The following is a 12,854-nucleotide window of genomic DNA, read 5'->3' on the forward strand; positions in this document are numbered from 1 at the left end:
GGGACGGGATTGTCAGTGCTTCCAGACGACCTTGTCGACTCCGGCGGCGTCGCGGTAGACGACGCTGTCCGGCGCGGTGCCGTTCTTGACGTCGAAGTAGAGTCGCCCGCTGGTCTGGCTGCCCGCGGCGATCGGCCCGTTGGGCAGGCCGTCGACCTCATTGCCCTTCATCACCGCGAATGTTGAACTGTTGACGGCACGCGCATTGAAGTCAGCGATATTGGGGGTGGGGGATCCGCTTACCGCCTGCGCCGTCACATCCGCGTACCAAATACCGTCATTGTGGCCGCTGGGTTGCAGATTCTTGACGGTGTAATCGATGGCCCCGCCTGGACTTTGAATCTCCTGCGTCTGGCCGAATCCGACGACCGTTGGGTCTGCAGAAGCCGGCGCCACCGCCAGCATTCCGGCCGTGGCCAGGCCGGCTGCTGTTACCGCCGTCTTCTTGGCGATTTGGGAGAACATCACGGCAAACTCCTTCCGCTAGTGTCTCCACGGCATATCCGAACCGGCGGATTTCAAAACCTCAAAAATTCACACTTCGAATCGGTAGCCCATCCCCGCCTCGGTGAGCAGGTGCTTGGGGTTCGACGGATCGTTTTCGAGTTTGCGCCGCAACTGCGCCAGATAGACCCGCAGGTACTGCGTTTCCTTTGCGTATGCCGGGCCCCATACCTGGGTGAGTAACTCGTCGCGTCCGACCAGCTTTCCCCGGTTTCGCACCAGCATCTCCAGCATGCCCCATTCGGTGGGGGTCAGGTGGACCTCGCCGCCGTTCTTGGTGACTTTCTTGGCCGCCAGATCCACGGTGAACGAGGCGGTTTCCACTATTGGCTGGTCGATTTCGGCGGTCGCGGCGTTGCGCCGTGCGGCGGCACGCAGCCGAGCCAGAAACTCGTCCATTCCGAACGGCTTGGTCACGTAGTCGTCGGCGCCGGCGTCGAGCGCCTCCACCTTGTCGGCCGAGTCGGTGCGGGCGGACAGCACGATGACCGGCACCGTCAGCCAGCCGCGCAGCCCGGCGAGCACCTCGATGCCGGAGATGTCGGGCAGCCCCAGATCGAGGATCACCACGTCCGGGCGCTGCTCGGCGGCGGCACGCAACGCGCCGGCGCCGGTCGCCGCGGTGACGACTTCGTAGCCGCGTACCGACAGGTTGATCTTCAGCGCGCGCAGAATCTGCGGCTCGTCGTCGACTACCAGAACTCGTGTGGTCATCAGCTCTCTCCTGCCGGTGCGGCCAGGTCCACCACCATGGTCAACCCGCCGCCTGGTGTCTCTGTCGCCGAGATGGTGCCGCCCATCGCCTCGGTGAATCCCCGTGCGACCGACAGCCCGAGGCCGACGCCGCTGGTGTTGTCGCGGTCGCCGAGGCGCTGGAACGGATCGAATACGTGCGCCTCGCCGCCCCGGGGCAGCCCGCGGCCCTCGTCGGCGACGTTGATCAGGACCCGGTCGCCGACCCGGCCGGCTGTCACCCGCACCACGCTGTCGGAGGCGTAACGCAACGCGTTGTCGATCACGTTGGCCAGCACGCGCTCCAACAGTCCGACATCGGCCATCGCCACGGTCGGGCCCACCTCGACCTTCACCTGGTCGAGGCCGCGGCCGTGGCCGAAGGTGTTGCTGCGCTTACCGATTCCGATCAAAGCGCGCTGCACCACCTCTTCCAGGTACACCTTGGTCAACTCCGGCCGGATCACGCCCGCGGCCAGTCGCGAGGAATCGAGCAGGTTGCCCACCAGGCCGGTGAGCTGATCGACCGACTCCTCCACCGTGGCCAGCAGTTCGGCGGTGTCGTCGGGGGAGAAGTCGACGTCGTCGGCGCGCAGGCTCGACACCGCTGCCTTGGCTGCCGCCAATGGGGTGCGCAGGTCGTGGCTGACCGCCGACAGCAGGGAACGGCGCAGCTCGTCGGTCCGCATCACCGCGTCGGCCCGGCCGGCCTCGGCGGCCAGTTCCTCCTGACGGACCAGTCCGGCCGCCTGCCGAGCCACCACCGACAGCACCCGGCGGTCACGCGAGGCCAACTGCCGGCCGGCCATCAGCATCCAGAACTCGTCATCGCCGACATCGATCGAGGTGTCCGCGAGAGCTACCGACGTGCACGGGTTTTCACCGACCGAGGCGACGACTTCGGGCGTCGCGGTGCCGCTGGGTACGCGGACCAGGCTCACGGCTCGTTGCGCATAGGTCTCGCGAACCCGCTCCAGCAGGGTGTCCAGGTCCGCGCCGCGCAGCACCGAGCCGGCGAACAGCGTCATCAGCTCGGCTTCGCGGGAGGCACGGCCGGCTTCCCGAGTGCGTTTGGCCGCGCCGTCCACCAGGGCCGCCACCGCGACGGCCACCAACAGCAGGACGACCTCGGTCACGGCGACGTCGTGCTCGGCGATGGTGAAATCACGTCGCGGTGCGAGCACGAAGTAGTTCAGCAGCACTCCGGACAGCAACGCCGAGAGCACCGCGGGGGCGATACCGCCGAGCAGGGCCACCAGCAGCACGCCCACAAAGAACAGTGCGCTCTGTCCGGCGTCGAAGTAGCGGTCCAGCCAGCCCACCATGATCGCGCACATCAGGCACGGCACCACCACGGCGGCCAGCCAGGACACCGCACGTCGCTCCCGCGGCGACACCGTCAACCCACGGAAACTCGGCTTGGCGTCCTCGTAGGTGACGATGTGCACGTCGATGTCGCCGGACTGCTGCACCACGGCCGCGCCGACACCTTCGTCGAGGATGCGCGCCCAGCGGGAACGGCGCGAACTGCCGATCACCAACTGGGTGGCGTTGACGTCACGGGCGAAGTCCAGCAGCGCGGTCGGCACGTCGTCGCCGATCACGGTATGCAGCGAGGCGCCCAGGCTGATCGCCAGTTGGCGGATCTTGCCCACCCGGGGTGCCGGCGCGCCAGAGAGCCCATCGCCACCCAGGACATGCAGCACCAGCAGGTCGCCGCCGGCCTTCGACGCGATCCTGGAGGCCCGCCGGACCAACGTCTCGGATTCCGGGCCACCGGTCACCGCGGCCACGATGCGCTCCCGCGCCTCCCAGGTTTCGGTGATCTTCTTGTCGGCACGGTAGCGGGTGAGTGTCGCGTCCACCTGCCCGGCCAGCCACAGCAGCGCCAATTCCCGCAGCGCGGTTAGCGTCTCGCCACGGAAGTAGTTGGCCAACGCCGCGTCGACCTTTTCCGGCGGATAGACGTTGCCGTGGGATAGCCTGCGGCGCAAGGCTTCCGGTGCCACATCGATGAGTTCGATCTGCGCTGCTTGGCGCACGACCGCGTCCGGCACGGTGTCGTGCTGAGTGGTCCCGGTGATCTTGGTGACAACGTCGCTCAGACTCTCCAGCTGCTGCACGTTGACGGTGGAGACCACGGTGATCCCGGCGGCCAGCAACTCCTCGATGTCCTGCCAGCGTTTGGCATTTCGGCTGCCCGCGGGGTTGGTGTGGGCGAGGTCGTCGATCAGGACCACTTCGGGGTGACGGGCCAGCACCGCATCGACATCGAGTTCGCCGCCGGGCTCGCCGATGATCTCGATGCCCTGCAGCAGCTCCGCGGTCTTGCTGCGGCCGTGGGTCTCGACCGCCGCCGCGACCACATCGGTGCCGCGGTCGGCGCGACGGTGCGCTTCGCCGAGCATCGCGTAGGTCTTTCCGACCCCGGGCGAGGCTCCGAGGTAGATGCGCAGCTCTCCGCGTGGTTCTCTGCGCTCGCCGCGCTGGCTCACGAGACTCACCAGACCATCATCGCGGCAACCGACGGCATCAGCCAGCGACGACAGGCCGCACCATCACGGTGGGTTTGAACCCGTACCTCGGGTTGCTCAGACCGGAGCCGCTGCGACCCGCTGATGCCACACCTGGCATCCCGGCGCCCACGGTGTTGACCGTGCCGCCCTCCTCTGCCTCTGTCCAGCCGTGGCTGACCAGGGTGGCAGTGCTGTCGGGGATCGAGGTGGCCGTTGTCGGGACGGCCGCCGGCCAACTCTGGGGCACCGACAGCCCGCCCACCGGGGCGGCCTTGCCGACACCGGCCAGCACCGGGGCGCCGCCGGATGCGGCGCCGGCCGGCGTCGTCACCGCGTCCGCCAAAACCATCTCCGGCCAGACCGGTGGCGCCGTCGGCCCGGTGGCGATGGCGTATGCGCTGGCGATGCCGGCGAACAGGTGCCAGGCGCCGGCGTTGCTCAACGCCGAGCTGTAGGTCTGCAGCCCGTTCCAGATCCCGATGTTCTGGGTGGAGTTGACGAAGTTGGACAGGAAGTCGGTGATGCCACTCTGCGCCGGTTGTGATGCCGCCGCCGGCGCCGCCAGGGTTTGCATGGCCGAGGGCAGTCCGGATACCAACTGCGACAACCCGTTCTGCGCGCTGCTGGTCGAGGCCTGCGTGACGGCTGCGCCCTGACCGGCGATCCCGGCCGGGTTGGTGCTGGGAGCGGGCGAGCTCAGCGGTTGCAGTACCCCGGCAAGCGATGACGACGCCGCGTAGCCGTACATAGCCATGGCGTCCTGTGCCCACATCTCGGCGTACTGCGCCTCCAGCGCCGCGATCGCCGCGGTGTTGAATCCGAGGAAGTTCGTCGCCACCAGCGCCGCGAACTGTGCCCGGTTGGCGGCGACCACCGGTGGTGGCACCGTCATCGCAAACGCCGCCTCGTAGGCGGCGGCCGATGCCGACGCCTGGGCGGCGGCGTGCTCGGCGGCCGCGGCCGTGGTGTTGAGCCACGCCACGTAGGGCCGCGCCGCGGCGGCCATCGCCGTTGCGGCCGGGCCCCGCCACTCTTCGTCGGTCAACGTCGAGATCACCGACTCATAGGAAGCCGCGGTCGTGGCCAGTTCGGCGCCCAGCGCATTCCATGTGGTCGCGGCGGCCGTCATGGGCGCGGCCCCGGCGCCCGAGTACATCCGTGCGGAGTTGATCTCCGGGGGCAGTGCTGCGTAGTCCATGTCGTGGAAGTCCGTTTCCTCTAGTGGGTTTCGGCCTGGCGTTGGTCGCCGCTAGACGATCGGCTTGCGCGGCATCACGACGGGCTTGACACCGTAGCGAGGCCGGCCGAACCCGGGGCCACCACGATCCGAGGAGGCCACCGCCGGCGCTCCGGCGGGCACCGTGGCGGCGCCGTGCGGCTCGGCCTCGGCGGCACCCGCCGCGACGAGCGGGCGCGACTCGGCCGCCGGGGCGGCTTCGCCGGCCCAGTTCGGCGGTGCCGACATCTTGTTGAGCGGGGCTGCTTGGCCGGCAGCGGCCGCGGCCACCGGGGCGGCGGGGCCCGGCGCGGCCTGCGAGATGAGGTGGGCGTGCTCGGCGGCGCCTTCGAGGTGGTGGATGACGCCCGGCGGGTTGGTGATGTAGCCCTTGCCCAGGCCGGTGAACTCCGAGGCGGCCGAGCCGAGGTTGGTGGCCTGCATGGCGGCCAGGATGGCGGAGTTGCTGGCGATTCCGCCCAGCCCGAATGTCGGATCGGCGGCGGCTCCGGCGCCCACGGTCCCCAGGCCGGTAGCCGTGCCCAGCCCCGCCGTGGTGGTCGCCGCCGCCGAGTTGGCGGTCTCGGTCTCTCCGTAGGAGTCGGCGCTGGCGCGCAGGGTGTGGATGAACATCTCCTGCATTGCCGCGGCCTGCGCGCTGATCTGCTGATACAGCGTGCCGTAGGCGGAGAACTGGGTGGCCTGCAGTGCGGAGACCTCGTCGGCGGCGGCTGGGGCCAGCCCGGTGATCGGGCCGGCGGCGGCCGCGTTCTGGGCGTTGAGCGCCGCGGCGATCGTCTGTAGGTTGCCGGACGCCGCAGCCAGCGCCTCGGGGTGGGTGGTCAGGAACGACATGACATCTCCTCGGCGGATACGAGCCGGCCCCCAGCTGGGCTCGGTCACCGCTCCACTGTTTCGTCGGACTCCCGACGGCCAGAGGTCGTTAACGAGTTCTTTACGGTCTCGTACGGATTATTGACGGTTTGCTTTCAGGCCCAGCTGGAGCCCACGGCGGTGTCGGTGTTGGCCATGTTGTTGCCGGCCGTCTGGACCTTCTGGCCGTGGGCGTTGGCCTGTTCGTAGATGACCTGGAAGTTCCGCCCGAGCGCGGTGATGAACTCCTGGCAGGCCACCGAGCCGGCGCCGCCCCAGAAATCCCCGGCGGCCAGCACGTCTTGCACGATCGCCTGGTGCTCGGCCTCCAGGGCGGCGGCCTGGGCGCGAATCAAGGCGCCGTGGGCGTCGACGTCGCCGAACTGATAGTTGATGGACATCTCGATCATTACTCCCTGGGGTAGCGGTGTTGTTAGCTGCTCAGGATCTGCTGCGAGGCAGCTTCCTGCTGTTCGTACTGGTTGGCGTCCCGGATAAGTCCGTCGCGGACGCTATGCAGCATGGTGACGATGTTGCTGAATGCGGTTTGCATCTGGCCCATGGTGTCGTAGGACGTGCGTTCGGCCAGGCCGCCCCAGCCGGAGCCGGAGATGCTGGTCGACGACGCCCACATCCGCCGGGCTTCGTCCTCCACGGTCTGCGCGTGCGCGTCGAAACGGGCCGCAGTTGAACGCATGGCGTCCGGGTCGGTCATGAAACGGGTGGTCATTGCCATAGCTCCTTGGTTGTTGGTTGTGGTCTTCCGGCGTCAGCCGGCCAGGACCGGGTGTGCGACGACGCTGGGTTTGAACCCGTACTGCGGCAGATTCCCGCTGGGGCCACTGCGTCCGCCGAGCGCGCCGATCGGCATGCCGGCCGGTACCGCCGACGTCCCGTTTGCTGCGGGCACGTTCAACCCGGCGCCCGGCAGTGCCGACACGGTGCTGGCGGCGGTTCCGGCAGCCCAGCTCGGCGGCACCGACAGCATGCCGAGCGAACCGGCCTGACCGAGGGCCGCCGAAACCGGCGCACCGCCGAATGAGCCCAGCCCGCCGAGGCCCGCGAAGCCCGCCGTACCCAGCGAGGCCATTGGTGCCACCGCGCCGACGGCCGAGCTCAGCCCGCCGGCGGCCGCGGAGCCCGCCGTCCCCATCGACGATCCCGCACTGCTGCCGAGACTGCTCAAGAAGCCGACCGCGGTCGACAGCGTGCTGGCGACGTTCCAGGCTCCGGTGTTGACCATTCCGTTGATGCTGTCGGTGATCTGGCTGTTGTCGAACAGGCTGCCCAGAATCCCCGACAGACTCGACGACGCCGATGATGGCGAGCTGCCCTGGGTCGGCGACGCCAGACTCTGCAGCACGCCGGGCAACACCGAGATCAGTTGGCTGCTCGGGCTGTTGCCCGCCGCCGAGCTGCCGGCGGCCTGGGTGACCGCGGCGGCCTGGCCGGCCAACCCGGCCGGGTTGGTGGTCTGGGCGGGTGGGCTGAACGGCGTTATCTGCGACGCGGCGGCCGAACCGCTCGCGTAGCCGTACATGGCAGCGGCGTCCTGGGCCCACATTTCGGCGTACTGCGCCTCGGTGGCCGTGATCGCCGGGGTGTTCTGCCCCAGGAAGTTGGTCGCCACCAGGGCCATCAGCAGGCTGCGGTTGGCCACGATCACCGGCGGAGGAACCGTCATGGCGAACGCGGTCTCGAAGGCGGCCGCGGCCGCGGTGGCCTGGGTGGCGGCCTGCTCGGCCTGAGCGGCGGTGGTGTTCATCCACGCCACGAAGGGCGCCGCCGCGGCGGCCATCGACGCCGACGCCGGGCCGGCCCACAGCTCACCGGCCATCCGGGCGATCACCGCCTGGTAGGCGGCGGCGGTCGACCCCAGCTCCGCGGCCAGTCCGCGCCAGGCCGCTGCGGCGGCCATCAGCGGCGCCGCTCCCGGCCCGGTGTACATCCACGCGGAGTTGACTTCCGGTGGCAACGCACCGAACTCCATCATGTTCTCGAGTTCCTTTGTCTTGCTTGTTTTTTGCTGAACTCAGCGCGCTGCGATCGCGTTGGCGGCCTCGGTCGCCTGGTACGCTGCCGCGCTGGTCGTCAGGGTGGTGACGAACATCTGGTGAATCGCATTCGCCTGGGCACTGACCGCTTGGTACAGGCCGGCGTGCGTGACGAACTGTGCTGCGGTCAACGCCGACACCGGGTCTGCCGCAGCGGGGATCACGCCAGTAGTCGCAGGGGCGGCAGCCGCGTTCTGGGCGGCCATCGCCGAGCCGATACCGGTCAATTCGCCGGCCGCGGCCGCCAGCTCTGCAGGCTGGGCGCTCACGAACGACATCAACGGCATCACCATCTCCTAACCGATCGAGCCGGCGCGGTGCCGGCCACGAGATCCACCGTGCCGCAACGGTGCTCGGTTAGCTGTTGCCCTTACGTGCTCTTAACGGAGCGGAATCGAACCTTGATGGATCCTTGATGCCCGGGAACGGAAAAACCCGACGCAGCCCCCTCTGCTGCGTCGGGTTTCCCGGGCCTTGCCTGACGTTACGCCCAGCTGGAGCCCACCGAGGCGTCGGTGTTGGCCATGTTGTTGCCGGCCGACTGCACCTTCTGACCGTGAGAGTTGGCCTGCTCGTAGATCACCGCGAAGTTGCGGCCCAACTGCGCCACAAACTCCTGGCAGGCCACCGAACCCGCACCACCCCAGAAGTCACCGGCAGCCAGCACATCGTGCACGATCGCCTGGTGCTCAGCCTCCAACGACGCCGCCTGGGCACGAATCAACGCACCGTGGGCATCCACATCACCGAACTGGTAGTTAATCGACATCTGCGGTTCTCCTTCTAGCTCGACAGGATCTGCTGAGAAGCAGCTTCCTGCTGCTCGTAGTGGTTCGCGTCGCGAATCAGCCCATCCCGCACCCCGTGCAGCATGTTCACGATGTTGCGAAACGCCGTCTGCATCTGACCCATGGTGTCCATCGAGGTCCGCTCCGCCAGACCACCCCAACCCGCACCGGAGATGTTGGTCGACGACGCCCACATCCGACGCGCCTCGTCCTCCACCGTCTGCGCATGCACATCAAAACGGCCCGCCATCGAACGCATCGCGTCCGGGTCAGTCATAAAACGTGTTGCCATGATTTCTCTCTCCTTATCTGCGGGTTCCGTCCTGCGGTGAGGGGTCTTAGCCGGCAACCACTGGCCGGGCCATCACGGTCGGCTTGAAGCCGTAGCGGGGAGTGCCGAGGCCGAAGCCGCCCCGTTCGGCGCCCATCGGCATGCCGCCGGGCATGGCCGCCATCGACTCGATCTGTTCCGGGGCGGCCGCCCAGCTGCTGCCCTGTAAGGCGCTGGCCGTATCGACGGCGCTGGCAGCGGGCGCGGCCGCGGCCCATGCCGACGGCGCGGACAACTCCCCGACCAGGGTGGCCTGGCCCACCCCGGCCGTCACGGTCGGCGCGCTCGCCGCGAAAGCCGATGCCGCGCCGCCGCCCAGCGCACCCAGGCTGCTCAGCGGACCACCGGGGGCCAGCAGGGCGCCGATACCGGCACCTGCCGCACCACCGCCGAGGGCGTTGAAACCGCCGCCGGAGAAGAACGTGGTCATGGTCGGGATCAAGCTTGCCGGGGTGAACGCCGCCGAGGTTCCCGTGAAGCTCATCACGCCGTTGAGCGGGTAGGTCACCAGCGACACCACACCGTTGATCGACGCGTTGCGCCCGATGGCTTCGAGGAGCCCGGCCAGGGTGGGCGGAGGCAGGCCGGCGTCAGCGGGACCGGGCGAGGTCAGGGTCTGCAGGGTGTTCGGCAGCGACGAGATCGCCTGCGCCGTCTGTGCGGCGTTGTTGCTGGCGGCCGTGCCGTTGGCTTGACTGACCGCGGCGGCTTGGTTGGCCGTTCCGTCCGGATTCGTGGTCTGGTTGGGCTCGCTGAACGGCGTCACCTTGGTCGCCGCGGCCGAGGACGCGGCGTAGCTGTACATGACATCGGTGGCCTGGGCCCACATCTCGAAATACTGTGCGTCGCTGGCCATGATCGCGGCGGAGTTCTGGCCGACGACGTTGGTGGCCACCAATTGCTTCTGCTGAGCGCGGTTGGCGGCGATCACTGCCGGGGGAGGGGTGGCCGCGTGGGCCGCCTCGAACGCGGCCGCTGCGGCGGTGGCCTGGGTGGCCGCTTCCTCGGCCTTCGCCGCCGTGTCGGCCATCCAGGCCAGGTAGGGCTTGGTGGCGGCGGTCATCGATGCCGATGCCGGGCCCATCCACTCTTCGTCGACGAGCTGGGTGATCGTCGTTTCGCACGACGTCAAAGCCGAGGAGATCTCCGCGGCCAGTCCGCGCCACGCGGAGGCGACCGTCATCATCGGTGTGGAGCCGGGACCGGCGTACAGACGACCGGAGTTGATCTCCGGCGACAGCAGGGCGTAGTCGATCATCGTTGCTCCTAGACCACCATCGGCTTGGGCATGAATTTGGGCCGGAACCCGTAACGCGGCGTGCCGTAGTTCATGCCGCGCTGCCCGACGCCGGCCGGCACCGGCGGGGGCACGGAGGCCATGTTGTTGTGGGTCTCCGAGGGGACCGCCCAACCGCCGGGCCCGCTGGTCAGCGCCGCGGCGCCGGGGGTGGCTGCCGTCCAGCCCGCCGGCGCCGAGAATGACGTCCCGACCAGCGAGGCCTTGCCCATGGTGGCGGTGACGGCCGGGGTGACCGCGCTGACCCCGAATGCGCTGCTGACGCCGCTGGACAGGCCGCCGCCGAGCGCACCCAAAGCGCCGAGTGCACCTCCGGGGCTCAACGCCGCGCCCAGGCCACTTCCGAGCGCACTGCCGGTGGTGCCGCTGAAGCCCCCGCCGGTCATGAAACCGATAAGGCTTGGCAGCAGAGCCGACGGGATGAAGGCCGCGCCGGTGCCGGCGGTGTTGAACAGGTTGTACAGCGGGGTGCCGACCATAAACGCGTAGCCGTTCACCGTGTCGTTGTAGAGGAACTCGATGACCTGCTCGATCCAGTCGGTCGACGCTGCCGGCGAGGCCATGCTCTGCAGGGCGTTCGGCAGCGACGAGATCATCTGCGCCGTCTGCGCGGTGCTGTTGGCGGTGCTGCTGCCGCCGGCTTGGGTGACCGCAGCACCCTGGTTGGCCAGCCCGGCCGGGTTGGTGTTCTGGGCCGGCTCGTTGAACGGGGTGACCTGCGTCGCGGCAGCCGAGCCGCTGGCGTAGCCGTACATCGCCGCGGCGTCCTGCGCCCACATCTGCGCGTAGTTGGCGTCCAGAGCCGCGATCGCCGGGGTATTGATGCCCAGGATGTTGGTCGCGACCAGCGCCGCCTGCTGCACCCGGTTGGTGGTGACCGCCGCCGGGGGCACCGTGGCCGCCCGCGCCGTCTCAAATGCTGCGGCGGCGGAGGTGGCCTGGACTGCGGCCTGTTCGGCCAGTGCGGCGGTGTTGTTCATCCAGGCGATGTAGGGGGCCGCGGCGGCGGACATCGATGACGATGCCGGGCCGAGCCATTCCTCGCCGGACAGCTCGCTGATCACCGTCTCGTAGGAGTGGGCGGCCGCGCTCAGTTCGGCGGCCAGTCCGCGCCAGGCCGCGGCGGCCGTCATCATCGGCGTCGACCCCGGTCCGGTGTAGATGCGCCCGGAGTTGATCTCGGGGGGCAGGGCTCCGTAATCCCACATGTCTGCCGCCTAACCCGCCGCCGCCGCGTTCGCGGCTTCGGTGGCCGCGTACGACTCGGAGCTGCTCTTGAGCGTGGCCACGAACATCTCGTGAATGGCCGAAGCCTGCGCGGCAACCGTCTGATACAGGCTGGCGTGCGCGGCGAACTGCGCTGCGGTCAACGCCGAGACCTCGTCAGCGGCCGCAGGAGCGACGCCGGTGGTGGGGGCGGACGCCGCGGCGCTCTGGGCGTTGAGCGCGGCGCCGATCGCCTGCAGGGTGCTGGCCGCCGACGCCAGCGCCTCCGGCTGGGTGGTCACGAAAGACATGGGATTCTCCTTACGAAGCCCGGTGATGAATCGGCTCCGGGCACCACAGTTCCGCATGACTGTGCGATTGTGAAAGCTGGTTAACCGCTTCTTAACCGCGGTGTCGGAACTCTTTACATGCACCTCAGTGCGGGCGCGTCGCAGGTGTGTGCGGCGTCACGATTTCGCGTCCCGGAGGCCGAACGGGGGCATGGACGCAAAAGCCGTGCGTGGCGGTATCGGGTGTTCGCCGAAGGGCTTTCGCGTTGCAATGAAGTGGTCTAGCTCACAATGACCCGCGGTGCGTGGGCGCCGCCATTTCGGCGTCCTGCGGCTGGCTGTCAATCAGGTTGATGGACAACATTTTTAGCGCTGGGTAGCGGTAGTGCCAGCAGTTCGCCCGGGGGTGGTGAGGGCCCGGTAACACGGATTTAACATCCGGATCCGGGGGAGTAAACGGTGCGTAACACGTTATTAACGAACGCTCAGCACACTACGAGCTATGAATCGGTTTCTGCTGCTGGTGGGCATCACCGCCATGGTCGGTCTGGCTGCGCCGGCGCACGCAGAGCCGGTCGGCAGCGACGCCGCCTTCCTGACCCAGCTGTCCGGGGCCGGTTTGAGCCACCGGGGCTCGGACCAGGTGGCGATCTCGGCCGGTCACTCAGTGTGCCAGCTGATGGACGCCGGACTCACCCCGATGGACACCGTGGTCGCGGTTCAGACCACCAACCCCGGCTTCACGCTGCAGCGTGCCGCGGAGTTCGCGCGGATCGCCGCGCAGAACTACTGCCCCGAGCACGCCTGACTTCTTCTCTTCTCTTCTCTTCTCTTCTCTTCTCTTCTCGGAGTGCCGGTAGGGCGCTGGCGAGGCCGCCGCGTTAGATTCGCCGCGAGCCCCCATAGCCCAATTGGCAGAGGCAGCGGACTTAAAATCCGCACAGTGTCGGTTCGAGTCCGACTGGGGGCACGGTGTTTGTGCAGCTCAGATATGGGTTTTGACGCTGTTGCCGCGCCGAACGCAGTCCTCGATCGGATGGCGGTTCG

At 68.6% G+C, this 12,854-nt stretch carries 15 protein-coding genes and 1 tRNA gene; 2 read left to right on the plus strand and 14 right to left on the minus strand.

Annotated features, from left to right (window positions below):
• Positions 1-12: 12 nt before the first annotated feature.
• From K3U94_RS05565 to K3U94_RS05630, 14 genes are all read right to left on the minus strand, one after another.
• Positions 13-468, minus strand: coding sequence for a DUF1942 domain-containing protein (locus K3U94_RS05565; RefSeq protein WP_047317304.1), 456 nt, complete (start codon positions 466-468; stop codon positions 13-15).
• A gap of 66 nt (positions 469-534) precedes the next feature.
• Positions 535-1,218: a response regulator gene (locus tag K3U94_RS05570; RefSeq protein ID WP_047317303.1), complete on the minus strand. Its 684-nt coding sequence runs from the start codon at positions 1,216-1,218 to the stop codon at positions 535-537.
• Positions 1,218-3,740, minus strand: a complete 2,523-nt coding sequence (locus tag K3U94_RS05575; protein ID WP_230987438.1) for an ATP-binding protein — start codon at positions 3,738-3,740, stop codon at positions 1,218-1,220. The genes K3U94_RS05570 and K3U94_RS05575 overlap by 1 nt, the downstream gene beginning before the upstream one ends.
• Before the next feature lie 28 nt (positions 3,741-3,768).
• Positions 3,769-4,950 carry a PPE family protein gene (locus tag K3U94_RS05580; protein ID WP_220695847.1) on the minus strand — a complete coding sequence of 394 codons (1,182 nt, stop codon included), beginning with the start codon at positions 4,948-4,950 and terminating at the stop codon, positions 3,769-3,771.
• 51 nt (positions 4,951-5,001) lie between these two features.
• Positions 5,002-5,823, minus strand: a complete 822-nt coding sequence (locus K3U94_RS24285; protein ID WP_220695848.1) for a PPE family protein, SVP subgroup — start codon at positions 5,821-5,823, stop codon at positions 5,002-5,004.
• A 134-nt stretch (positions 5,824-5,957) separates the two neighbouring features.
• Positions 5,958-6,242 carry a WXG100 family type VII secretion target gene (locus K3U94_RS05590; protein WP_220696689.1) on the minus strand — a complete coding sequence of 95 codons (285 nt, stop codon included), beginning with the start codon at positions 6,240-6,242 and terminating at the stop codon, positions 5,958-5,960.
• Between the two features lie 32 nt (positions 6,243-6,274).
• Positions 6,275-6,571, minus strand: coding sequence for a WXG100 family type VII secretion target (locus K3U94_RS05595; RefSeq protein WP_047317674.1), 297 nt, complete (start codon positions 6,569-6,571; stop codon positions 6,275-6,277).
• 39 nt (positions 6,572-6,610) lie between these two features.
• Complete coding sequence (locus tag K3U94_RS05600) at positions 6,611-7,834, minus strand: PPE family protein (protein WP_275564543.1); 1,224 nt, start codon at positions 7,832-7,834, stop codon at positions 6,611-6,613.
• 39 nt (positions 7,835-7,873) lie between these two features.
• Entirely contained in the window at positions 7,874-8,173 is a 300-nt protein-coding gene (locus K3U94_RS05605; RefSeq protein WP_047317673.1) for a PE family protein, read from the minus strand.
• Between the two features lie 206 nt (positions 8,174-8,379).
• Positions 8,380-8,664, minus strand: coding sequence for a WXG100 family type VII secretion target (locus K3U94_RS05610; RefSeq protein WP_047317298.1), 285 nt, complete (start codon positions 8,662-8,664; stop codon positions 8,380-8,382).
• Between the two features lie 14 nt (positions 8,665-8,678).
• On the minus strand, positions 8,679-8,975 hold the full coding sequence (locus K3U94_RS05615; protein ID WP_047317297.1) for a WXG100 family type VII secretion target: 297 nt from the start codon (positions 8,973-8,975) through the stop codon (positions 8,679-8,681).
• A gap of 46 nt (positions 8,976-9,021) precedes the next feature.
• Positions 9,022-10,269 carry a PPE family protein gene (locus tag K3U94_RS05620; protein WP_412178173.1) on the minus strand — a complete coding sequence of 416 codons (1,248 nt, stop codon included), beginning with the start codon at positions 10,267-10,269 and terminating at the stop codon, positions 9,022-9,024.
• Positions 10,270-10,280: 11 nt separating this feature from the next.
• Positions 10,281-11,519, minus strand: a complete 1,239-nt coding sequence (locus tag K3U94_RS05625) for a PPE family protein (RefSeq protein WP_047317295.1) — start codon at positions 11,517-11,519, stop codon at positions 10,281-10,283.
• Positions 11,520-11,528: 9 nt separating this feature from the next.
• Positions 11,529-11,828, minus strand: coding sequence for a PE family protein (locus tag K3U94_RS05630; RefSeq protein ID WP_047317294.1), 300 nt, complete (start codon positions 11,826-11,828; stop codon positions 11,529-11,531).
• 481 nt (positions 11,829-12,309) lie between these two features.
• Between K3U94_RS05630 and K3U94_RS05635 the strand changes: the two genes are divergently transcribed.
• Both K3U94_RS05635 and K3U94_RS05640 read left to right on the plus strand, forming a co-directional pair.
• The gene (locus K3U94_RS05635) at positions 12,310-12,615 is read left to right on the plus strand and encodes a DUF732 domain-containing protein (protein WP_220695849.1); all 306 of its coding nucleotides are present in this window, start codon (positions 12,310-12,312) and stop codon (positions 12,613-12,615) included.
• Positions 12,616-12,703: 88 nt separating this feature from the next.
• A tRNA-Leu gene (locus tag K3U94_RS05640) sits at positions 12,704-12,777 on the plus strand.
• Positions 12,778-12,854 lie beyond the last annotated feature (77 nt).

This window comes from Mycolicibacter heraklionensis, from assembly GCF_019645815.1.
Lineage (GTDB): Bacteria > Actinomycetota > Actinomycetes > Mycobacteriales > Mycobacteriaceae > Mycobacterium > Mycobacterium heraklionense.

Bases quoted from the DNA above. Each gene is read 5' to 3' on its own strand.
- K3U94_RS05605 (WP_047317673.1), bottom strand. From the start codon at position 8,173: ATGTCGTTCGTGAGCGCCCAGCCTGCAGAGCTGGCGGCCGCGGCCGGC.
- K3U94_RS05610 (WP_047317298.1), bottom strand. From the start codon at position 8,664: ATGTCGATTAACTACCAGTTCGGTGATGTGGATGCCCACGGTGCGTTG.
- K3U94_RS05625 (WP_047317295.1), bottom strand. From the start codon at position 11,519: ATGTGGGATTACGGAGCCCTGCCCCCCGAGATCAACTCCGGGCGCATC.
- K3U94_RS05570 (WP_047317303.1), bottom strand. From the start codon at position 1,218: ATGACCACACGAGTTCTGGTAGTCGACGACGAGCCGCAGATTCTGCGC.
- K3U94_RS05615 (WP_047317297.1), bottom strand. From the start codon at position 8,975: ATGGCAACACGTTTTATGACTGACCCGGACGCGATGCGTTCGATGGCG.
- K3U94_RS05580 (WP_220695847.1), bottom strand. From the start codon at position 4,950: ATGGACTACGCAGCACTGCCCCCGGAGATCAACTCCGCACGGATGTAC.
- K3U94_RS05635 (WP_220695849.1), top strand. From the start codon at position 12,310: ATGAATCGGTTTCTGCTGCTGGTGGGCATCACCGCCATGGTCGGTCTG.
- K3U94_RS05590 (WP_220696689.1), bottom strand. From the start codon at position 6,242: ATGTCCATCAACTATCAGTTCGGCGACGTCGACGCCCACGGCGCCTTG.
- K3U94_RS24285 (WP_220695848.1), bottom strand. From the start codon at position 5,823: ATGTCGTTCCTGACCACCCACCCCGAGGCGCTGGCTGCGGCGTCCGGC.
- K3U94_RS05630 (WP_047317294.1), bottom strand. From the start codon at position 11,828: ATGTCTTTCGTGACCACCCAGCCGGAGGCGCTGGCGTCGGCGGCCAGC.
- K3U94_RS05595 (WP_047317674.1), bottom strand. From the start codon at position 6,571: ATGACCACCCGTTTCATGACCGACCCGGACGCCATGCGTTCAACTGCG.
- K3U94_RS05600 (WP_275564543.1), bottom strand. From the start codon at position 7,834: ATGATGGAGTTCGGTGCGTTGCCACCGGAAGTCAACTCCGCGTGGATG.